The sequence below is a fragment of the Pararhizobium sp. genome (assembly GCF_035497515.1).
Lineage (GTDB): Bacteria > Pseudomonadota > Alphaproteobacteria > Rhizobiales > Rhizobiaceae > Pararhizobium.
Genome location: NZ_DATJDJ010000079.1, coordinates 1 through 20,593 on the forward strand (window position 1 = coordinate 1; position 20,593 = coordinate 20,593).

General features: G+C 62.2%; 19 protein-coding genes. 9 read left to right on the forward strand and 10 right to left on the reverse strand.

What is annotated here, in order from left to right; translation table 11 throughout:
• The 4 genes from VL202_RS08815 to VL202_RS08830 form a co-directional block, all read right to left on the reverse strand.
• The coding region (locus tag VL202_RS08815; protein ID WP_325463754.1) for a DUF2259 domain-containing protein at positions 1–408 on the reverse strand (408 nt) is incomplete at its 3' end.
• Entirely contained in the window at positions 405–1,082 is a 678-nt protein-coding gene (rpe, locus tag VL202_RS08820) for a ribulose-phosphate 3-epimerase (RefSeq protein ID WP_325463755.1), read from the reverse strand. The genes VL202_RS08815 and rpe, both read right to left, overlap by 4 nt.
• A 79-nt stretch (positions 1,083–1,161) precedes the next feature.
• The gene (locus VL202_RS08825; protein ID WP_325463756.1) at positions 1,162–2,178 is read right to left on the reverse strand and encodes a P1 family peptidase; all 1,017 of its coding nucleotides are present in this window, start codon (positions 2,176–2,178) and stop codon (positions 1,162–1,164) included.
• Positions 2,175–3,263, reverse strand: coding sequence for a branched-chain amino acid ABC transporter substrate-binding protein (locus VL202_RS08830; protein WP_325463757.1), 1,089 nt, complete (start codon positions 3,261–3,263; stop codon positions 2,175–2,177). The genes VL202_RS08825 and VL202_RS08830 overlap by 4 nt, the downstream gene beginning before the upstream one ends.
• A 227-nt stretch (positions 3,264–3,490) precedes the next feature.
• Here VL202_RS08830 and VL202_RS08835 point away from each other — a divergent pair, with 227 nt between their 5' ends.
• Genes VL202_RS08835 through VL202_RS08865 form a run of 7 tightly spaced genes read left to right on the forward strand, consistent with a single transcriptional unit; the run spans position 3,491 to position 9,179 of the window.
• On the forward strand, positions 3,491–3,940 hold the full coding sequence (locus VL202_RS08835) for a flavin reductase family protein (RefSeq protein WP_325463807.1): 450 nt from the start codon (positions 3,491–3,493) through the stop codon (positions 3,938–3,940).
• Positions 3,941–3,965: 25 nt separating this feature from the next.
• Positions 3,966–4,895, forward strand: a complete 930-nt coding sequence (locus tag VL202_RS08840) for a MoxR family ATPase (protein ID WP_325463758.1) — start codon at positions 3,966–3,968, stop codon at positions 4,893–4,895.
• An 8-nt stretch (positions 4,896–4,903) separates the two neighbouring features.
• On the forward strand, positions 4,904–6,151 hold the full coding sequence (locus VL202_RS08845) for a VWA domain-containing protein (protein WP_325463759.1): 1,248 nt from the start codon (positions 4,904–4,906) through the stop codon (positions 6,149–6,151).
• 14 nt (positions 6,152–6,165) lie between these two features.
• On the forward strand, positions 6,166–6,495 hold the full coding sequence (locus VL202_RS08850; RefSeq protein ID WP_325463760.1) for an XdhC family protein: 330 nt from the start codon (positions 6,166–6,168) through the stop codon (positions 6,493–6,495).
• Between the two features lie 5 nt (positions 6,496–6,500).
• Complete coding sequence (locus VL202_RS08855; protein ID WP_325463761.1) at positions 6,501–7,208, forward strand: XdhC family protein; 708 nt, start codon at positions 6,501–6,503, stop codon at positions 7,206–7,208.
• Positions 7,205–8,824, forward strand: coding sequence for a molybdopterin-binding/glycosyltransferase family 2 protein (locus VL202_RS08860; protein ID WP_325463762.1), 1,620 nt, complete (start codon positions 7,205–7,207; stop codon positions 8,822–8,824). The genes VL202_RS08855 and VL202_RS08860 overlap by 4 nt, the downstream gene beginning before the upstream one ends.
• A gap of 4 nt (positions 8,825–8,828) precedes the next feature.
• Positions 8,829–9,179 carry a TfoX/Sxy family protein gene (locus tag VL202_RS08865; RefSeq protein WP_325463763.1) on the forward strand — a complete coding sequence of 117 codons (351 nt, stop codon included), beginning with the start codon at positions 8,829–8,831 and terminating at the stop codon, positions 9,177–9,179.
• Between the two features lie 2 nt (positions 9,180–9,181).
• On the opposite strand, the gene VL202_RS08870 is transcribed toward VL202_RS08865, so the two are convergent.
• The 5 genes from VL202_RS08870 to VL202_RS08890 all read right to left on the reverse strand — a co-directional run bounded on the left by VL202_RS08870 (position 9,182) and on the right by VL202_RS08890 (position 14,079).
• Positions 9,182–9,619 carry an NUDIX domain-containing protein gene (locus tag VL202_RS08870; protein ID WP_325463764.1) on the reverse strand — a complete coding sequence of 146 codons (438 nt, stop codon included), beginning with the start codon at positions 9,617–9,619 and terminating at the stop codon, positions 9,182–9,184.
• Between the two features lie 16 nt (positions 9,620–9,635).
• Positions 9,636–11,174, reverse strand: coding sequence for a DEAD/DEAH box helicase (locus tag VL202_RS08875; RefSeq protein ID WP_325463765.1), 1,539 nt, complete (start codon positions 11,172–11,174; stop codon positions 9,636–9,638).
• Positions 11,175–11,389: 215 nt separating this feature from the next.
• A complete protein-coding gene (locus tag VL202_RS08880; protein WP_325463766.1) occupies positions 11,390–12,688 on the reverse strand; it encodes a peptidoglycan DD-metalloendopeptidase family protein in 1,299 nt (432 codons plus the stop codon).
• Between the two features lie 78 nt (positions 12,689–12,766).
• Positions 12,767–13,594 carry a ferritin-like domain-containing protein gene (locus VL202_RS08885; RefSeq protein WP_325463767.1) on the reverse strand — a complete coding sequence of 276 codons (828 nt, stop codon included), beginning with the start codon at positions 13,592–13,594 and terminating at the stop codon, positions 12,767–12,769.
• Positions 13,591–14,079 carry a peroxiredoxin gene (locus tag VL202_RS08890; RefSeq protein WP_325463768.1) on the reverse strand — a complete coding sequence of 163 codons (489 nt, stop codon included), beginning with the start codon at positions 14,077–14,079 and terminating at the stop codon, positions 13,591–13,593. Before VL202_RS08890 ends, VL202_RS08885 begins: the two co-directional genes overlap by 4 nt.
• 411 nt (positions 14,080–14,490) lie before the next feature.
• Here VL202_RS08890 and VL202_RS08895 point away from each other — a divergent pair, with 411 nt between their 5' ends.
• On the forward strand, positions 14,491–17,883 hold the full coding sequence (locus VL202_RS08895) for a DUF3971 domain-containing protein (protein WP_325463769.1): 3,393 nt from the start codon (positions 14,491–14,493) through the stop codon (positions 17,881–17,883).
• Positions 17,884–17,934: 51 nt separating this feature from the next.
• Here VL202_RS08895 and tyrS read toward each other — a convergent pair whose 3' ends face one another.
• Positions 17,935–19,188 carry a tyrosine--tRNA ligase gene (tyrS, locus tag VL202_RS08900; protein ID WP_325463770.1) on the reverse strand — a complete coding sequence of 418 codons (1,254 nt, stop codon included), beginning with the start codon at positions 19,186–19,188 and terminating at the stop codon, positions 17,935–17,937.
• Between the two features lie 124 nt (positions 19,189–19,312).
• Between tyrS and VL202_RS08905 the strand changes: the two genes are divergently transcribed.
• Positions 19,313–20,440, forward strand: a complete 1,128-nt coding sequence (locus VL202_RS08905) for an anhydro-N-acetylmuramic acid kinase (protein ID WP_325463771.1) — start codon at positions 19,313–19,315, stop codon at positions 20,438–20,440.
• The last annotated feature ends 153 nt before the right edge of the window (positions 20,441–20,593 follow it).

Here is a 20,593-nt window from a genome sequence, read left to right on the forward strand (position 1 = left end):
ATCTGAGGCATATTCCAGGTAGGTCAGGCGATGGGCAGGGCTTTGCGTCTCGGTGAGAGGATTGAAGGCCGCAAGCAGGCCCGGCCGGCCGTCGAGATCGAATTTCGTGACAAGAGGCGCCGCTTTCGTTGCCGCTTCCGCCCGCGCCTTGCCCAGAGCGGCATCCTCGTCTTGCAAGCGCACCCTGATCGGCGTTCCCGGTAGAAAGGTATCGTTTTGCGTGTCGATGAAGAAGATGTTGGAAAAGGGAAAGCCGGAGCCATCCTCGACACCGTATTCCTCGAAGGCATAGACGCTGCTGTCGTCGGAGAAGCCGATCGAGCGGAAGGAAGCGATATCGGCGGCGAGAGCCGTGTCGGCGATCACAGCCGAAACCAGTGCAACCGCCAATCCGCCCGTCAATCTCACCCGCGTCCCTCCGTCGCATTGCCGCGCAGAATGTCGATGGTTTTGCGGTAGGCGTCAACATGGCCGCCGCCGAAGATCGCCGAACCAGCGACAAAGACATTGGCGCCGGCCGAGGCGGGAAGGGCGATCGTGTCGACCGCGATGCCGCCATCGACCTGGATATCGATCGGCCGGTCGCCGACCATGGCCTTGATGCGGCGGATCTTCTCTTCCATCGCCGGAATGAATTTCTGGCCGCCAAAACCGGGATTGACGGTCATCACCAGGATCAGGTCGAGCTTGTCCAGCAGATAGTCAAGCACGCTTTCGGGCGTCGCCGGATTGATCGAGACGCCGGCCTTCTTGCCCAGCGCCTTGATCGCCTGCACCGAGCGATCGAGATGCGGGCCGGCTTCGGCATGCACGGTAATGCTGTCGCAGCCGGCCTTGGCAAAGGCTTCAAGATAGGGATCGGCCGGCGCAATCATCAGATGGCAATCGAAATAGGCGTCGGTATGCGGCCGCAACGACTTGATGATGTCAGGTCCGAAGGAAATATTCGGGACGAAATGGCCGTCCATGATGTCGAGATGGATCCAGTCGGCACCAGCCGCAACGACGTCGCGCACTTCCTGCCCGAGTTTGGCATAGTCGGCGGCGAGAATGGACGGGGCGATGCGGATCGGCAGGGGCATGATCAGGGGCTCCAACTGTTTTGCGGGCAATAGCATTGCTTTTCTTAGCAAACAACATTAGCGGGCCGCGGTTTGGCTTTTATCCGCGTCCCTTGCGCGATCCCCATGTCGGCAGGAGATCGTTTTCCGCCGCGACGGCATCATACACACCGCGCGCGATGGCCCGCGCCATGGTCGATGCGGCGGCTGCACCGAGATCGATGAAGTCCGGCAGGGAGACGGTCTTGCCGCTCGCACCCGTCGCCAGCGCAAAGACGAGATCGCCGTCGAGCGGCGTATGCGATGGCCAGATGGCGCGCGAAAATCCGTCGTGGGCCGCGATCGCCAGACGCTTGGCCTCAGCCTTGGTCAGCGCAGCGTCGGTCGCGATGACGGCGATCGTGGTGTTCTGGGTTTCACGCTGGCCGTCACGGAACTTGATGCGCAGGTCGCGGGCGTCGCGTGGAAATGGCTGCGGCATGCCGAGACCGCCGAACTCGCTGCCGTCCTCGAACGGTGCCGCCCAGAAATGCCCGCTCGTACCGATCGTCACCGATCCCAGCGCGTTGACGGCAACCAGGGCGCCGATCGTGATGCCGTTGTCCAGCACCGTCGATGCGGTACCGAGCCCGCCCTTGAAGCCTGCCGTGAGCGCGCCGGTGCCGGCACCGGCCGTTCCCGTGGCAAACTCGAGTGCCGCCGCCTGCACGGCCTGATAGCCGAGTTCGCGGTAGGGCGGGTAGACGCCCCAATCCTTGTCGCCGCCATTGATGAGGTCGAACAGGATCGCGGTCGGGATGATCGGGATGTTGAGATTGCCGACCGGAAAACCCCGGCCCATTTCGCGCAGCGCCGCCTGCGCGCCGGAGGCAGCGTCGAGGCCGAAGGCGGAGCCGCCAGACAGGATGATGGCATCGACGGTCTGGACCGTGTTGTGCGGCTCAAGCAGGTCGGTTTCACGCGTTCCCGGCGCCCCGCCCAGGACCTGCACGGCGGCGACCGCCGGCTGATCGCAGACAACAGCGGAAACGCCGGATTTCAGGCGATGATCCTGCGCATTGCCGACCTTCAGCCCGGCGACATCGGTGATGGCATTGCGCGGCCCCGTCGGCATCATTCCGTTCCGCTCACCGCTGGCGCCGGCACGAAGCGATTGTTCTGCCACTGCAGCAACCGATAGGGATTATCGGCCAGTTCATGGTCGGCGTTGTAGCGGATCGGGCCGATGGCGGTCTGGTACGGCCCTTTGAGCAGGGCTTCGCCGAGCTTGCTGTCGTCCTTGCCGGCCTGGTCCTTGGCCTGCTCCAACAGCGTGACGGCGGAAAAAGCCGGCAGTACGTAACCCTCCGGAACCAGCTTCGCTGCCGTCATCAGATCGACCGTTGCCTTCGCGGCTGCGTCGATGGCGCGGTCGGGCAGGGCGACCGCAAGCACGCCATTTGCCAACGGCACCGGCTGGTTGGCCGCATCCATTGTCTCGCCACCCATCAGTGTCAGCGGGACCTGTTCGGAGGCGGCATCGCGGGCGATGATTGCCGTATCCGCCCGGTCTCCGCCGGTGAAGACATGGGTCGCGCCACTCTTGGCCAGGCGCCGCACGAGGCTGACCTGCTGCTCCTGCGCCGGCCGGTAGGTGTCGGAAAAAACCGGGGTGAGACCGATATCGGCAAGCGCGCCACGCACGCTTTCGACCAGTTCGCGCCCGTGGATGGTACCGTCCTCGATCAGCGCCAGAGGTTCGTTCTTCCAGCGTGACAGGATGACCTCGGTGACCTTGGCCGCCTCCGCCTTGGCGCTCGGCACCAGCCGGAAGAACGGCCATTTCTTCTTCAGCGCGTCTTCCATCAGGATGTCGGAACGCACGCTCAGCGTGATCGCCGGAATGCCGGCTTCGGCAAGCGCCGGAAGGCTCGCCTCCAGGCTTTCCGTGCACAGGAAGCCGATCGCGGCCTCGGCTCCTGACGCGATCAGCGCCTTGGCCAGTTCGCTTCCGTCCTTGGCCTCGCAGGTTTCCGGCACCACGACGATTTCCGAACCCCGATCCTCGGCCTGAAAGCGGGCGCCGTCGAGCATCTGTTGTCCGAGCAACGCGAACGGCCCCTCCGTCGGCGCGACGACAGCAATTTTCAGGCCGGCGGCGAGGGCAGGGCTCGCCTGCATCGACCCGGCGATGAGGAGGCTGGCGGCGATGAAACGGAGCATGCTGTTTTCCAAATGAAGAATGGCCATGTTTTAAAGATGTCGCGGCAGGGGTCAAAGGAAAAGATGCCGGCTGTATGCATGGACGGCAATTGCCGCGATTGACCAAGAAAAACCGGGCGACGGGTTTCATATTTTCTCGCAGCGTCTATGTGTTAGAGACAAATACCGATCTGGAGACTGCCGTGTTGGACAAGACCCAACTGGACCCGCTGACTTACCGCGACGCCATGAGCCGCCTTGCGGGCCACGTGCATATCGTGACCGCCGAACATGAAGGCGAGCGTCGTGGCGTCACCATCACGGCGGCCTGCTCGGTGTCGGACAGTCCGGCAACGCTGCTGGTGTGCCTGAACGCGATCAATCCAAAGAATGGCATCTTCGCCGAGAGCGGCAGTTTCGCGCTCAACCTGCTCGGGGCCGAGCAGATGGATCTTGCCCATGTCTTTTCCGGCAAAAACAACGTCGATCCCACAGCGCGTTTCGAGCATGGAACATGGGGCAGGCTCGAAACAGGAGCCCCGGTCCTGCAGGAGGCTGTCGCCGCCTTCGACTGCCGGCTGATCGACATCAAGACGGTGGCGACCCACATCGTCCTCTTTGGTGAGGTCGTGGCGGTGACGCTCGGCGAGCAAAAACCGGCCTTGGTCTATCTGGACCGGGATTACCGCACGCTATAGATTTCCTCTCAGGAGCGGAGGAACCATGACGACATACGTAAACGGCGCATTGCCATCGTCCATCTCGGAAACAATGGAGATGCTGGAAGCGGGCGATTATCTCGCCGGGACGGCGCTGTCGACCGTGCTCTTCCTGTCCTTGAAAATGAAACGCCCGCTGTTTCTCGAAGGCGAAGCGGGTGTCGGCAAGACCGAGATTGCGAAAGTTCTGGCCAAGGCACTCGACCGGCCGTTGATCCGGCTGCAATGCTACGAAGGGCTCGATGTTTCCTCGGCGGTCTACGAATGGAATTATCCGGCGCAGATGCTGGAGATCCGGCTTTCGGAAGCCTCTGGGACGGCTGAGCGGCACGCGATCGAAAGCAATATCTTTTCGGAAAAATACCTGATCCGCCGCCCCGTGCTGCAGGCCATTTCCGCCGAAACCGGCAAGGCGCCTGTCTTCCTGATCGACGAACTCGACCGAACCGACGAAGCCTTCGAGGCTTTTCTTCTTGAAGTGCTGTCGGATTTCCAGGTGACCATTCCCGAACTGGGCACGATCAAGGCCAAGGAACCACCTGTTGTTATCATCACCACCAACCGCACGCGCGAGGTGCATGATGCCCTGAAGCGCCGCTGTCTCTACCATTGGGTCGATTATCCGAAGGCGGCGCAGGAACTGGAGATCATCCGCCGCAAGGTGCCTGATTGCAATGACCGCCTGTCGCGGGAGATCGTCGCCTATGTCCAGAAACTACGAACAATAGACCTCTTCAAGAATCCCGGCGTTGCGGAAACCATCGACTGGGCGACGGCCTTGACGGAACTCGACCGGCTGGCGCTCGATCCGGAAACCATTTCGGATACGCTGGGCACGCTGCTGAAATACCAGGACGACATCACGCGGATCGAAGGCGGGGATGGCCGCAGGCTGCTCGACGAGGTCAAGGCCGAACTCCTGGCGACGGGCTGATCATGGCAATGGCAGCGCAAGTCAGTGACGGCGCCATTCTTCCGACACTCCCGCCGGGCGATGGGCGGTTTGCGGATAATATCGTCTTCTTTGCCCGTGCGCTGCGCAAGGCCGGCCTGAAGATCGGTCCGGGCGCGGTCGCCGACGCGATAGACGCCGTCGGTCTGATCGGCATCGGATCGCGTGAGGAGTTTCACGCCACGCTGCAATCCATCTTCGTCAAGCGCCATGAAGATCAGGCCCTGTTCGAGGAGGCATTCCGGCTGTTCTGGCGCTCGCGCGATCTCATTGGCAAGATGATCGCCATGATGTCGCCGGTGGCGACAAACAATCAGGAGAAGGAGCGACGCAGGGCCGGCGAGGCGCGGGTCAGCGACGCGCTCTTTGCCGATCGTGACGCGCAGCGACCGGTGCGCGACGAACCGGATATCGAGATCGACGCCCGCTTTACGACGTCCGGCCGTGAACTGCTGCGTCAGACGGATTTCGCCCAGATGTCGGCGGCCGAGATAAACGAGGCGAAGACGGCGCTTTCGGCGCTGGTCCTGCCGATGGACGAGGTCAGGACCCGCCGGTTTCGCGCCTCGCACCGGCAGCAGCGCATCGATCCGCGCGCCACCATGCGCGATGCGCTGAAAACCGGCGGCGATCTCATCCTGCCCCGCTTCCGCGCGCCAAAAACCATCCATCCGCCGCTCGTCGTGCTTGCCGATATTTCCGGCTCGATGAGCCAGTACACGCGCGTCTTCCTGCATTTCCTGCATGTGCTGACGGAAAAACGTCGGCGGGTTCATACGTTCCTGTTCGGCACGCGGCTGAGCAACGTCACCCGGCAGATGAGGAACCGCGATCCTGACGAGGCGATGGACGAATGCGTGAAGGCCGTTCGCGACTGGTCCGGCGGCACGCGGATCGGCGAAACCGTGCACGAGTTCAATCGGCTCTGGTCGCGCCGTGTCCTCGGGCAGGGCGCCATCGTGCTTCTCATCACCGATGGCCTCGAGCGCGACGATGCCGGCGAACTCGCAACCGAGATGGACAGGCTGCACCGTTCCTGCCGCCGGTTGATCTGGCTCAATCCGCTGTTGCGTTTCGATGGCTTCGAGGCGCGGGCGCGCGGGGTGCGGGCCATGCTGCCGCATGTTGACGAATTCCGTGCGGTGCATAATCTTGCAGCGGTTTCCGATCTGGTCCATGCCCTTTCCGGGCGCTCGTCGCGGGATGCGGATCCGCGCCGGTTCTTGATGCAGCGCTGAGGGGAGAAGGAGAGATGTCGAGCCAGGCTTTCGTACCCGACCCGTTGACCATCGCCGAGCAGTGGCGCACGTCCGGCCGCGGCGTCGCCATTGCCACGGTGATCGAAACCTGGGGTTCGGCGCCGCGACCTGTCGGCAGCCATCTGGTCATCGATGCCGACGGCAATTTTCACGGCTCCGTCTCGGGTGGCTGTGTCGAGGGCGCCGTGATCGGCGAGGCGGTTGACGTTATCGCCTCGGGAACCGCACGGACCCTCGAATTCGGCGTCGCCGATGAGACTGCCTGGAAGGTGGGCCTTTCCTGCGGCGGCCGCATCCGCGTCTATGTCGAAAGGCTGGGATAGCGACGATGCGGCTGGACCTTCTGCGCAGGATCAATGAAGCCCGTGACAACCGTATCGCCGCCGTCACGGTGACCCGGCTCGACAGTGGTGCTTCCAGTCTCTTTCTCCAGGGCGAGCCGGTCGACAAGGCCGTGGCGCCCGCTGTCGAAACCGCCCTGCGGACGGGAAAATCCGCGACGATCGAAATCGATGGCAAGTCTCTCTTCATCAACGTCTATCTGCCGCCGCCGCGCATCGTTGTCATCGGCGCCGTGCATATCTCGCAGGCCCTGGCAGGCCTGGCTGCGATTGCCGGCTTTGACCTCAGGATCATCGATCCCCGCAGTGCCTTTGCGACGCCCGAGCGGTTCGGGCAGACGGTGCTGTTCGCCGACTGGCCGGAAGACGTCCTGAAGACCATGCCGCTCGATGCCTATACGGCGCTCGTCGCGGTCACCCACGATCCGAAGATCGACGATTTTCCGTTGGCCGCGGCGCTTGCCGCCGGTTGTTTCTATGTCGGCGCGCTCGGTAGCCGCAAGACCCATGCCAGCCGGGTGGAACGGCTGACGAAGGCGGGACTGGACGAGGCTTCGATTGCGCGCATAAGCGCACCGATCGGCCTCGACATCCACGCTTCCAGCCCCGCCGAAATCGCCGTCGCGATCCTTGCCGAGATCATCCGGACGCTGCGCACCCGCGACGTCATGAACGGGCGGAGGGCAAGCGCATGAAGTTCGGGCCGGTCGCGGTGGCTGAGGCCGGGGGGACGGTTCTCGCGCATGCCGCAAAGCTACAGGTCGGCCGCCTCGCCAAGGGCCGTCTTCTCTGCGCTGCCGATATCGCCGCGCTGGAAGCGGCAGGTATCACCGAAGTGGTGGTAGCAAGGCTCGATGCCGGCGATCTGCTGGAAGACGAGGCCGCCGCGCGGATCGCAAATGCGATTGATCGCGACCATCTGACCTTCTCGGAAGCCGCCACCGGGCGAATCAATGTGCATGCCGCCGTGGACGGCCTGTTCGTCGCCAGTCGTTCGATCGTCGATCGTCTCAACCGCATCGATCCGGCGATCACCTTGGCCTGTCTGGCGGATCACGTACCGGTTCGCGCTGGCGACATGGTGGCGACGATCAAGATCATTCCGCTGGCGGTCGCCGGTGACGTCGTCACGCAGGCCGCGGCCGTTCTGCAAGGCGAGGAGGCCTTCCGGGTCAAGCCGTTCGCGGCGCATCGTGTTGCGCTGATCGCCACCATGCTGCCGTCCCTGAAGCCGTCGGTGATGGAAAAGACCTGCCGCATCCTCGAGGATCGCCTTCGCCTGTCGGCGAGCATGCTCGTCTGCGAAATTCGTGTCGCCCATACTGCGCAGGCCGTGGCCTCGGCCATTTCCGAGGCAAGGCGGGATGCGGATATGATCATCATTTTCGGCGCCTCGGCCGTTGCCGATGCCGATGATGTGATTCCGGCGGCGATCCGGCTTGCCGGTGGCAGGGTCGATCATGTCGGCATGCCCGTCGATCCCGGCAACCTGCTCGTTCTTGGCCAGGTTGGCGACCTCCCGGTCATCGGCGCGCCGGGATGTGCCCGAAGCCCGAAGGAAAACGGCTTCGACTGGATCCTGAACCGGATCCTTGCCGGCGAATGGCCGGGCTCGGAGGATATTACGGGTCTCGGCGTCGGCGGCTTGTTGATGGAGATACCCACACGCCCCTTGCCGCGCGCCCTGACGAGCCTCCACCAAAGGCAGGTGTCCGTCGCAATCGTGCTGTTGGCTGCCGGCAGGGCGAGCCGCATGGGAGCAGCAGGCCAGCACAAGCTTCTCGCCGAATTCGACGGCGTGCCACTGATCCGCAGGAGCGCGCAGGCTGCTCTCGACGCCGGTAACGGACGGACGATCGTGGTGACCGGCCACCGGCAGGACGAGATTCGCGCTACCCTTTCGGGGCTCGAGATCACAGCGATCGAAAATCCGGATTATGCCGCCGGTATGGCGTCCTCGCTGGTCCGCGGCCTGAATGCCGTTGCAGCCGATGCCGATGGTGTGCTGGTCATGCTCGCCGACATGCCCTGGGTGACGGCGCAGGATCTGAAGACGCTGATCGCCGCTTTCCGGGCGGAACGGGGGCAGACGATTGTTCGCGCCGTTTCGGGCGGCAAGCGCGGCAATCCAGTCATCCTGCCGAAATCGACCTTCGAAGCGATCCGGCAATTGCGGGGGGACATCGGCGCCCGCCACATCATAGAAAGTTCGGGCCTGCCGGTCGTCGATGTCGAGATCGGACCGGCCGCACATCTCGATTTCGACACGCCGGAGGCGATCCTTGCCGCCGGTGGCATTCTGAAAGGCTGATCCGATGGACAATACCGCGATCGAGGAAATGTTTTCCGCGCTTGGTCCCATCACCGTCAAACGCATGTTCGGCGGCAAGGGAATCTACTTCGAAGGGCTGATCGTGGCACTGGAGGTGAGCGGCGACATTCTGCTCAAGGCAGATGGTCAAAGCGCGCCGGAATTCGAGGCCGCCGGCAGCGTGCAATGGGCCTATGACGGCAAGGGAAAGCCGGTGAAGATGCCCTATTGGTCGATCCCGGAAGAGGCGTTCGACGAACCGGATGAAATGGCGCGCTGGGTCAGGCTCGCCTACGAGGCGGCCTTGCGTTCTACAGCGCCGCGCGTCAAATACGACAAGCAAAGGCCGCTGTAACTTTAAGTATGCTGCACAGCAGGAATAGCCTGCGCCTTCAGCGCCTTGACGGCGTCTTGCGCAAACACGGAAAGCGGTTGGGGCAGGTCATCGAGCGCATACCAGCCGATTTCCGAAAGCTTGTCGGGCTCCATCAGTCGCACTTCGCCGGAAAAGTCGTCGGTCACGTAGATCAGCGATACCCAATGCTGCCGGTCCGCCTCGACGCGTTGCTCGCTGAGGCAGAGGAAGCGGGCGGAATGAATGGTCAGGCCGCTTTCCTCTTCGGCTTCGCGGCGCGCGGCATCAGCGGCGGGTTCCATATGATCGACTTTACCGCCGACAATGCTCCAATGACCGGCTTCGGGCGCCTTCAAGCGCTTGCAAAGCAAAAGCTTGCCGTCATTCAAGACGGCAAGCCCAGATCCCACGCCGGGAAAATCTATGCCTGGATGTGCCATGCGACGGCCGAGATAATCAGGCCTTGCCGGCAATCAGCATGAAGGCTGGAATGTCATCGCCAAAGCCGATCGGCGTCGGACCGTCGTCCTGGTCGCGGCGATAGCGATTGCGGCGATCGCGGTTGTCGTCATTGGCAGGATACGGCTGGGGAGCAGGACGGTTGCTGTTACGGCCGGCATTCTGCGGTTTCGTTTCTGCCTTGCGTTCTGGTCTCACAGGTTCTGCCTTTGCTACGACTGGTTCGGGGGCTGCGGGAATATCGGCTGATTTGGTGTCCGATTTGTGACCGGTTGCCGCGCGGTCGGCACCCGGGCGGGGAGCGTGATCGCGATCCCTGTCGTTGCGGCGTCCGCCGCGCTTGCCGTCACGGCCACCACGCTCGGAACGACCACTGTCATGGCTTTCCATCGGGGCGGGCAGGGCGGAGAGATCGCCGTTCAGCCATTCGATCTTCTTGTCGATCAGTTTCTCGATGGCATCCACAAACTTGGTGTCGCGCTTGGAAACCAGCGTGAATGCGGCGCCCGAGCGACCGGCGCGGCCGGTGCGGCCGATACGGTGGACATAGTCCTCCGCATGGATCGGCACGTCGAAATTGAACACGTGGCTGACATCCGGAATATCGAGGCCACGGGCTGCAACGTCGGATGCGACAAGCAAGGTTATTGCATTGTCCTTGAAACCGGCAAGCATCTTGGTGCGCGAACTCTGGTCCATGTCGCCGTGGAGGGCGCCAACAGAGAAGCCGTGGCGGCTAAGCGACCGGAAGAGCTCGGCGACATCGAGCTTGCGATTGCAGAAGATGATGGCGTTCTTCAGGTCTTCCTGCTTCTGGATCAGATCACGCAGAACGGCACGCTTTTCGTAATCCTTGCTGTGAGTCGCAACGAAACGCTGGGTGACCGTTGTTGCGGTCGACGAGCGTGTGGACACCTCGACACGTTCCGGGTTTTGCAGGAATCGGTCAGCCAGTTTCTGGATTTCCGGCGGCATGGTCGCGGAGAAGAACAGCGTCTGGCGCGTGAACGGGATCAGCTTGGCGATACGCTCGATATCCGGGATGAAGCCCATGTCCAACATGCGGTCGGCTTCGTCGATCACCAGGATTTCGACGCCGGTCATCAGCAGCTTGCCGCGCTCGCAATGGTCCAGCAGGCGGCCGGGCGTGCAGATCAACACATCAGCGCCGCGCTCGAGCTTGCGGTCCTGCTCATCGAAGGACACTCCGCCGATCAGCAATGCAACATTGAGCTTGTGATTCTTGCCGTATTTTTCGAAGTTCTCGGCAACCTGGGCCGCCAGTTCGCGCGTCGGCTCGAGAATGAGCGTGCGCGGCATGCGGGCGCGAGCGCGACCCTTTTCCAACAGTGTCAGCATCGGCAGCACGAAGGACGCCGTCTTGCCGGTTCCTGTCTGGGCTATGCCAAGGATATCACGCCGTTGCAGAGCAGGCGGTATGGCGCCTGCCTGAATCGGTGTTGGAATTGTGTATCCCGCATCGGTCACCGCGGTAAGAACTTTTTGGCTCAGGCCAAGGTCTGAAAAAGTGGTCAATTGGAAATCTGTTTCCGTTCCGGTTCTATCGAACTCTGGTCAATCGGCGCATTCATAAATTGCCGTCGCTCGGGCTCTTAGTCCCATAGTATGACAAAGTCAAGAAAACCGCTGGCTTGATGCTCGATAGAGTCAATAAATGACCGCCCGACAACAACATAACCGAAGATCGATATCGGTTTTCGCTGATCGGCTCTGTTGGAACTGTCGTTACGTCAGTTGATGTAATGGCTGAGCTTGATGCCGGCGGTGAGGAACCGCATGGGATCGACGGCTTTACCGTTCAGGCGAACTTCGTAATGAAGATGCGGGCCGGTCGAGCGGCCCGTGCTGCCGGAGCGGGCGATGGCCTCGCCCACGGAAATCCTGTCGCCGACATTGACCAGGATACTCGACAGGTGCGCGTAGCGGGTGGTGATGCCGCTGCCGTGATCGATTTCGACCATGTTGCCATAACCGCTATTCTTGCCGGCGGCGATTACCGTTCCCGGCGCGGTGGCGACGACCCGGGTTCCGACGGTCGCGCGAAAATCAATGCCGGCATGCAGCGCAAGCCGGCCGAGGAACGGATCAAGCCGGTTTCCGAAGCGGCTGGTGATATCGCTCGCCGGCGAGGGATTGTTGAAGGGCAGTTTCTTGGCCTGGCTGCGAACCTGTTCCAGCCGCGCCAGAGCGCTGTCGAGCGCGACGATCGAGTTGTCGAAGGCTTCGGCGGTTTCCGGCTCGACGAACGGTCCGCCGACCGCCGTGTCATCCCCGGTCTCCGCGACCGGAGCCGTCAGCGCTTCGGCAGGAAGCTTGACGCCGGTGCGTGCCAGGATGTTGACGATGGCGTCAGACGCTTCCGATGCGCCGGCAGTCAGGCCGTCGATGCGATCCTTTTGCTGCTTCTCGATATCCTTGAGGGAGAGAGTAACCTTGGAGAACATCCGGTCGGCCCGGTCGGACATGCTTTCCTGCCCGACGGGCGCATAGGCCAGCGTGACGTCCTGCTGCGGCTTGTCGCCCAGGCCCATCAGCCGCTCGATCGCCTTCACTCCGCCACTGGCATCGGCGCGCTTGCCATAGGCTTGCGATCCCGCGATCGATGGTATTTCCTTCTCGGAAATGCCGGATTCTTCGGCGCGATCGAGAAGCGTGTCCAGCTTGCCGTGGCGGGAAGAGAGGGCCATCTGCTGCTGCAGCAGCTTTTCGACCTTGTCTTCGACGACTTGCTGATCGAGCAACTGACGGCTGGTGACGCGATCGACCTGCGCGCGCAAGGCTGAAATCCTGTCCTCATATTCATGCTGCATGCGCGCCTGACGCGCCATGGTGCCGCCGATCAGATCGTCGCGCAGCACCAGATAGGATGTTGCGGCGAGATAGCCGATCGAGAAGACGGAAACGAAGCAGACCGACAGCGCAGCCATCCACGGCTGAAAGGTCATGTGCCGGACCTTGTCGCCGCTGGCGAGAATGATGACGTGCTTTTGTGTGCGCTTGCCGAAGACCCGGCTTTCCGTAGACACCAATTCACCCCCACCCCGTGCAATAAAACACGATTTTGATGCGGGTGATTAGACACCGTTAAGGTTAATAAAGCCTTGCGATCAGGTGTTTACGGAGGCCGTCATGGACCGGTAGAATGAGGGGGTGAGACCTGCTTCGGCCCTTGCAATGTCGTTGAACGGCGCCTTCAGCGGCCCCCTGAAATTGGCCCGAACCAGCGCCTGGAAGGCTGCCGCCGGATCCTTTTTTTGCCGGGCGCAGAGAAACCGGAACCATTTCGCACCGACGGCGACATGGCCCTTCTCATCCTCGTAGATGACGTCGAGCACCGCGGCGCTCTCATGGTCGCCGGCCTCGCGCATCTTCGCCTGCAGCGCTGGCGTGACGTCGAGGCCGCGGGCTTCGAGAATCAGCGGCACGACGGCCAGCCGCGCCGTCAGGTCGTTGCGTGTATCGTGCGCCGCCTGCCAGAGGCCATCATGGGCCGGCAGGTCGCCGTAATCGGCGCCCAAGGCACGCAGGCGGTCGCGCACCATGCGGAAATGCTTGGCTTCCTCGAACGCCACCCGCATCCAGCCGTCGAAGAACGAGTTCGGAACCGGCTCGACGGCAAAGCGGGCGACGATATCGAGCGCCAGATCGACTGCATTCAGCTCGATATGGGCGATCGCATGGAGGAGCGCGATTCGCCCGCGCTCGCTGGTCAGCGCCCGGCGTGGCATCTTGCGTGGTGGAATGAGCTCCGGTTTTTCAGGACGTCCCGGGCGATCCGGCGCCATCCTGTCGAGCGGCGTGCGCAAGGACAGGCGTCGCTCGCTCCAGCGCCGTGCCGTTTCCTGCGCCAACAGCGTCTTCAGGTCCAGATCGGCCGCGCAGATAGCGTGGGCGGCCCCGTCGCGCAGGCTGCGGATCGCCGGCAGGTCCGTCATTGTCCGGCATCTGCCCGCGCAAGGTCCTTCACCGCTGCCAGCACCTCCTCGGCATGGCCGGGGACTTTTACTTTTTCCCAGAGCCGGCGAACCACGCCCTCGGCATCGATCAACAGGGTCGTGCGCTCGACACCCATATATTTGCGGCCGTACAGGCTCTTTTCCACCCAGACGCCATAGGCGTTGACTACAGTCTTCTCCTCGTCGGCGGCGAGGATGACCGAGAGATCATATTTCTTGGCGAACTTGTCGTGCTTCTTCACGGAATCAGGCGACAGGCCGATTATGACGGCGCCGGCGGCTGCGAACTCATCTTTCAGTCCGGTAAAGGCGATCGATTCGGCCGTGCAGCCGCTCGTGTCGTCCTTCGGGTAGAAGAACAACACGATGGCTTTCCCCTTGAACTGAGACAGGGAAACGGTTTCGCCGCCATCGCGCGGCAGGGTAAAATCCGGCGCGATCGTGCCTTCTGTCAAATTCGCCATGGATATTCCTTTTTTCTGAGGCATGGGCTGCGGCTGGTCTGGTCCTACTGCATAATTCCTCGAACCGGAATCGGTTTAAGGATGAAATATGCAGCCGGTATAAAAGTGCTGCAGCGCCGGCGGCGTCCAGCGTCGTGTAACGCCGATACCGTATATCGGGCGAATGGAGCCGACCAGAGGACAGACATCGTTTGCCGTGCCGTTGTTCTTTAACTACTGTGGACGGTGAAACTGCCTGCGCGCGAAGCGGCGCAACGATGGCATAACGGGCGAGAACCCGCATTGAATCAGTCATGCGCGGCGAAAGCTGTTGGCGTGCGATGGACGCGGTCGTCGTGAAGAGACGCCAGCGGCGCAGATTGGAAACGAATCGCATGATGGCCTTAATACTTCCGGAGACAGCCTGAGCCGATGACTGAAATCCGCGGCGAAAAGGTATCGTTTCGCAAGCAAGACATTGTCGTCCTGCATTCCTTGCCTTCGGCGCAGGCGCATGACCCGTGCATCGTGCATGCGCCCACACAGCGCGGCATCCTGCGCCTGATCTTCACCACGACGGTCGTCATCACTGCGTTTTTCTGTCTCGCCGGCGCAGCCCTTCTTGCGGCGATCGAAGGCGGCTTCATCGACGGGCCGCTCAATGCGCGGGCAACAACCGCGCTGAACGCCGCGATCGGCAAGGGCTATCACGCCGAGGTCGGCAGCACGGTGCTGCGTGTTACGGGCAATGGCGGGCTGGCGCTCAAGGCGCAGGACGTGACGCTGGTCGAGAATGTTTCCGCCAAGCGTCTGGTGACCACCGATTCAGTCTTCATCGAACTCAATCCGCTGGCATTGTTGAGCGGCCGGATTTCCGTCGCGCGGATCGAGGCGGAAGGCGCGATGCTGGATCCCTCGCTCCTGCCGCAGGGCAAGCCGATCGATGTGACGGCGATCCGCGTCGGTCATGTCGCGGAAGGACTGGAGACGGTCTTCGCGCAGATGGACGCGGTCTCGCGCCTGATCGATCGCAGCAATACCGAAATCGTGCGCCTCGCAGATCTCAAATTGTCCTTTGCCGGCCCGCGCAAGCGCGTCGTTCCCGTCGTCGTCGAAAGCGTCGATTTCAAGCGTGGTGCCGATGGCTCCATGACGATCGACGGCCTGTTCAACATCGACGGGGAAACCGCCGAACTGCATCTGAGCACCGACCGGCAGAATGGGCGCGTGACCGCGATCGATGGTGCTGCAGTGGGACTGCCACTCGCGGCGCTCCTCTATCGCAATCCGACCGAGACGGAGCTTGCCTTCGGGATCAAGAGTAGCGCGGACCTCAGCATCAAGGCGACCCGCGGGGGCGAGGCCGTCATGCCATCGCTGCAGCTCAAGGGGCGCTCGAATGTCGGCAGCTTCGATGCGGGTGGCTTTTCGTCGCGGCTTCAGCCCTCCGAGTTGAACCTCACCTACGATTTCATCCGCAACCGCGTCGAAATCCTGCCGTCAACGGTGCGCGTCGGCCGCTCGAGTTTTCCATTCACCGGGGCTGTTGCCGATCTCGACCAGGTGGACACAGGCGCCCCAAAAGGATTTTCGCTTGATCTTCTCGTGCAGTCGGCCAGCTCGTCACCCACGGATGTCACCGAAGCGCCGCTGATCTTCGACGCCAAGGCAAGCGGCCGGTTCCTGTCCGAAACTCACGAACTGGTCTTCAACGAACTGACCGTTGCCAGCGGCCTCGGAAACGCGGCGGGGTCGCTTGCCATGACCTTCGGCGACGAGTCTCCGCAGATCAGTTTTGCGCTGCTCACGCCCAATATCCAGTCGGCGGCCGTGAAGCAGCTTTGGCCCTGGTGGGTCGGCAAGACGGCGCGACGCTGGGTGATCAACAATATTTATGGTGGCACGGTCACCGACGGCCGCATCGAAGTCTTCCTGCCGATGGGTCGCATCACCCGCACGGTCGGGCCGATCGATCTCAATGCGGAAGAACTGAACGTCCAGTTCCATGTCGATGATGCGCGCGTGAACCTGGCGGGCGACATCCCGCCGTTGCGCGACGCCGCCGGCGACTTCACGCTGAAGGGCGAGCGGCTCGATGTCGCGATCGGCCGGGGAACCGCCTATTTCCCGTCCGGTCGTTCCGTCACATTGAACGGCGGCGATTTCGTCATTCCGAACACCTATGAAAAGCCGTTGATTGCCGAAATGAAGCTTGATGTTGGCGGTCAGGCCGACGCAATCGCGGAGCTTGTCAGCTACCGGCCGCTTCTCGCCCTGCAGAAGACACCGTTCAAGGTGGAGGATTTCTCCGGCGAACTGACGGCGCAGGTCGGCGCCCGGTTCGGGCTCGTCACCGCCCAGCAACCGCCGCCGCCCCAGTGGCAGGCGGAAATGGCGCTGGATGGCGTCACGCTCAACAAGCCGATGAGCGGCCGGATGATCTCGGACATCCATGGCACGCTTAGGATCGATCCTCGGCAAGCGGTGCTGGAAGCGAAGGCGCAGATCGACGGCACGCCGATGAACCTGGAACTGACCGAGCCCGTCGGCTCGTCGAGCCCCGTCAAGCGGCAGCGCAAGATTTCCGGAACGCTGCAGGCGGCGGCACTCGTGAAGCTGGCGCCCGGGCTTTCCGGGATCGTCGATGGCCCCGTGGCGCTGGAAATTTCCATCGATGACAGGAACCAGCAGACGGTGACGGCCGATCTCGATCAATCGACGATTTCGCTGCCATGGATCGGCTGGTCGAAGGGCTCAGGGATTGACGCCAAGGCGACCTTCTCCGCATCGACGACGGATGGCGTCACCCAGATCGAAGACCTGGAAATCGATGGCGACAGTTTTGGCGCCAGGGGCAAGCTGGTGGTCGATAAATCCGGCTTGAATTCCGGCCAGTTCACCTCGGTGCAGCTTGCCAAGGGCGATAATTATGCGGTCAGGATCAATCGGCAGAAGAATGGGTTCGCGGTCAGAGTCAATGGCAGCGCGGCCGATATCCGTCCGGTAATCGACAGTCTGCGCAGCCCGGGCGGGAGCGATACGTCCAATGGCAAGCGGATCGCGCTGGAAGCGAACCTGGACAAGGTGACGGGCTTCCACGGCGAGACGCTGGCGAATTTCAACCTGAACTATGCTGGCCGGGGCCGCGATATCGACGTTCTAGATCTCTCGGCCGTCACCGATAGCGGGCAGGCGGTCGTTGCCAGGATGACGGAGAGCGGCGCCGACAACATGCTCGAACTGACCAGCGGCGATGCCGGTTCGCTGGCGCGCTTTGCCAATCTTTACAGCAACATGCGCGGCGGCCTGCTCAATCTGAAACTGCGCGATCGCGGTGCAGGCTCCTGGCGGGGCAATGTCGATGTCCGCAAGTTCTCGCTGGTCGATGAAGAGCGACTGAAATCCATCGTTTCGACGCCCACGGGTGCCGACGGGCGAAGCCTGAACCAGGCTGTAAAAAAGGATATCAACGTCAGTTCAGCCCGTTTCGAGCGCGGATTTGCCAATCTCGTGCTCGACAATGGCACGGTGGCTGTCGAGGGCGGCGTCGTACGGGGCGTCGATGTGGGCGCAACGTTCCAGGGCGTTGTGCGTGACAGCAACGGCAACATGAACATGACCGGCACATTCATGCCAGCCTACGGCCTCAACCGGTTGTTCGGCGAGTTGCCGATCATCGGCGTGCTGCTCGGGAATGGCCGGGATCGCGGGCTGCTCGGCATCACCTTCAAGCTCGAGGGTGCGTTCTCCAAGCCGAAGCTGACGATCAATCCGCTCTCGATCATCGCGCCGGGCGTGTTCCGCAACATATTCGAATTTCAATAAAAAACCGGCGGGGTCACCGCCGGTTTGAAATTTTCCCGATCAGAGCAAGGCTCAGGCGGGGCGCACCAGAATGTGCTTCTTCTTGCCGAGCGACAGCTTGATGACACCATCGGCGGTCACATCGCGCGCGCCGATGACCTGGCGGTCGTCGCTGCTCACGACGTCGTTGACCCGCACGGCGCCGTCCTTGAGGAACTGCCGCACTTTGCCGTTGGACTCCGCCAATCCCGCACGGACAAAAAGCGCCAGGATGCCGATGCCGGCTTCGAGTTCGCCCGTCGGAACATCGATCGAGGGAAGGTTCGCCGAGGTCGCACCTTCCTCGAAGGTCTTGCGCGCGGTTTCCGCCGCTTCTTCGGCGGCTGCGCGGCCGTGCAGCATCGCGGTGATCTCGGTCGCCAGGATCTTCTTGACTTCGTTGATCTCAGCCCCACCGAGTTGCGACAAGCGGGCAATCTCGTCCATAGGCAGCGTGGTATAGAGCTTCAGGAAGCGGGACACGTCAGCGTCTTCCGTGTTGCGCCAGTATTGCCAGAAATCATAGGCCGACAGCATGTCCGGGTTGAGCCATATCGCGCCATTGACGGACTTGCCCATCTTGGCGCCCGACGACGTTGTCAAAAGCGGCGAGGTCAACGCGTAGAGCTGCGGCGTACCCATCCGGTGGCCAAGGTCGATGCCGTTGATGATGTTGCCCCACTGGTCCGAGCCACCCATCTGCAGACGGCAACCGGTGCGCTTGTGGAGTTCGACGAAGTCGTAGGCCTGCAGGATCATGTAGTTGAATTCGAGGAAGGACAGCGACTGCTCGCGGTCGAGCCTCGTCTTGACGCTGTCGAAGGCGAGCATACGGTTGACCGAGAAATGGCGGCCGACATCGCGCAGGAATTCGAGATAGTTGATGCCGAGCAGCCAGTCGGCATTGTTGATCATCAGCGCATCCTTCGGCCCGTCGCCATAGGCCAGGTAATTGGCAAAGACCGACTTGATGCTGGCAATGTTGGAGGCAATCGTGTCCGGCGTCATCAGCTGCCGTGCCTCGTCCTTGAAGGAGGGGTCGCCAACCATGCCGGTGCCGCCCCCCATCAGGGAGATCGGCCGGTGGCCGGTCGCCTGCAGCCAGTGCAGCATCATGATCTGGATCAGACCGCCCGCATGCAGGCTCGGGGCGGTCGGGTCGAAGCCGATATAGGCCGTCACAGTCTCCTTGTTGAACAGGGCGTCCAGGCCGGCATTGTCGGACGTCTGGTGGATGAAACCACGTTCCTGGAGGGTGTGAAGGAAATCGGACTTGAACTCGGACATGACCTGTCTCTTTCGGTGGGCTGTTTTCGAACGGAATGGACACTTGCTGGATAATTGCGCGGCGTTTAGCACTGTTTCTGCAAAAGTGCACCTGTTTGCGACGGAATGTTTGTGAGGTTCGGAGATGTTGGAAATGAAGACGGCGATCGGGCTCATGAGCGGTACGAGCATGGATGGTATCGATGTCGCCCTGGTTCGCACCGATGGCCGCGACCGCGTCGAGCGTGGTCCGGCTCTCGGCATTTCCTATGAAGCACCGTTTCGCAATCGCCTGAAGCAGGCGCTGGAGGATGCCAAGTCCATCAAGGTGCGCGGCGAACGGCCGGGCAGCCTTGCCGCCGTGGAGCAAGAACTGACGTTACGTCATGCCGAGGCGGTGCGGAGTTTTCTAAGCAAAAACAATTTGAAGCCTGAAGAAGTTGATGTCGTCGGTTTTCATGGTCAAACGGTCCTGCATCGTCCCGATGAGGCGCTGACCGTACAGCTCGGCGATGGCGCCCTGCTGGCACGCGAGACGGGGATTGCCGTGGTCCATGACATGCGCGCCAACGACATGCTGTTCGGCGGGCAGGGCGCGCCGTTGATCCCGGCCTATCACGCCGCCCTTGCCGCCGGATTGCCGTTGGACCTGCGCGGAGATCGACCCGTGGTCTTCGTCAATATCGGCGGCATTTCCAACCTGACCTTCGTCGGGACCGACGGCGCGATCGTTGCCTATGACAGCGGCCCCGGCAATACGCTGATCGATCAATGGGTCGAGACACATGCCGGCATTCCCTATGATCAGGGCGGCGCAATCGCCAGCGAGGGGCGGGTTCTGAGCGGACTCGCCGAGCGCTATTTGGCCAATCCGTTCTTCAGCGCCGCAAAACGGCGGTCTCTGGATCGCAACGATTTCCTGCCGCCAGATGGCACCGAGGCAAGCCTCGAGGACGGCGCCCGCACGCTTGCCCATGTCACGGCGGCGGCGATCTTCAAATCGTCGCAGCATCTGCCGGCGCGGCCGGGAACATACATTGTCTGCGGCGGCGGGCGGCTGAACCGGATCATCATGAAGGATCTCGCGGAACAGATGCGCGCGGATGGGGCTGTTGTTCTTGCGGCTGAACAGGCGATGCTTGACGGCGACGCGATGGAGGCGGAGGCCTGGGCTTATCTTGCCGTCCGCTCGCTTGCCGGCCTGCCGCTGACCTTCCCGGCCACCACGGGCGTCAGCCATCCTGTCATCGGCGGTGTTTTCAAACGGCCATGAAACTGAAGGCCGTTATCAACGATTAACGTTTCTTTTGCGGTGGACAGATACTATTCGTGTCGAATCCGCGACGCCCTGCACACCAGTGACAAGTTCAGTGCCGGCACCGCAGGTATGAGGGCATGCGAGGGGCACGCCCCTAACGGACGTAGA

Coding starts and splice junctions, on each gene's coding strand:
- tyrS (WP_325463770.1), bottom strand. CDS start 19,188: ATGTCCGAGTTCAAGTCCGATTTCCTTCACACCCTCCAGGAACGTGGT.
- VL202_RS08885 (WP_325463767.1), bottom strand. CDS start 13,594: ATGACGGACCTGCCGGCGATCCGCAGCCTGCGCGACGGGGCCGCCCAC.
- VL202_RS08865 (WP_325463763.1), top strand. CDS start 8,829: ATGGACAATACCGCGATCGAGGAAATGTTTTCCGCGCTTGGTCCCATC.
- VL202_RS08895 (WP_325463769.1), top strand. CDS start 14,491: ATGACTGAAATCCGCGGCGAAAAGGTATCGTTTCGCAAGCAAGACATT.
- VL202_RS08845 (WP_325463759.1), top strand. CDS start 4,904: ATGGCAGCGCAAGTCAGTGACGGCGCCATTCTTCCGACACTCCCGCCG.
- rpe (WP_325463755.1), bottom strand. CDS start 1,082: ATGCCCCTGCCGATCCGCATCGCCCCGTCCATTCTCGCCGCCGACTAT.
- VL202_RS08905 (WP_325463771.1), top strand. CDS start 19,313: ATGTTGGAAATGAAGACGGCGATCGGGCTCATGAGCGGTACGAGCATG.
- VL202_RS08835 (WP_325463807.1), top strand. CDS start 3,491: ATGAGCCGCCTTGCGGGCCACGTGCATATCGTGACCGCCGAACATGAA.
- VL202_RS08850 (WP_325463760.1), top strand. CDS start 6,166: ATGTCGAGCCAGGCTTTCGTACCCGACCCGTTGACCATCGCCGAGCAG.
- VL202_RS08860 (WP_325463762.1), top strand. CDS start 7,205: ATGAAGTTCGGGCCGGTCGCGGTGGCTGAGGCCGGGGGGACGGTTCTC.
- VL202_RS08830 (WP_325463757.1), bottom strand. CDS start 3,263: ATGCTCCGTTTCATCGCCGCCAGCCTCCTCATCGCCGGGTCGATGCAG.
- VL202_RS08840 (WP_325463758.1), top strand. CDS start 3,966: ATGACGACATACGTAAACGGCGCATTGCCATCGTCCATCTCGGAAACA.
- VL202_RS08890 (WP_325463768.1), bottom strand. CDS start 14,079: ATGGCGAATTTGACAGAAGGCACGATCGCGCCGGATTTTACCCTGCCG.
- VL202_RS08870 (WP_325463764.1), bottom strand. CDS start 9,619: ATGGCACATCCAGGCATAGATTTTCCCGGCGTGGGATCTGGGCTTGCC.
- VL202_RS08825 (WP_325463756.1), bottom strand. CDS start 2,178: ATGATGCCGACGGGGCCGCGCAATGCCATCACCGATGTCGCCGGGCTG.
- VL202_RS08855 (WP_325463761.1), top strand. CDS start 6,501: ATGCGGCTGGACCTTCTGCGCAGGATCAATGAAGCCCGTGACAACCGT.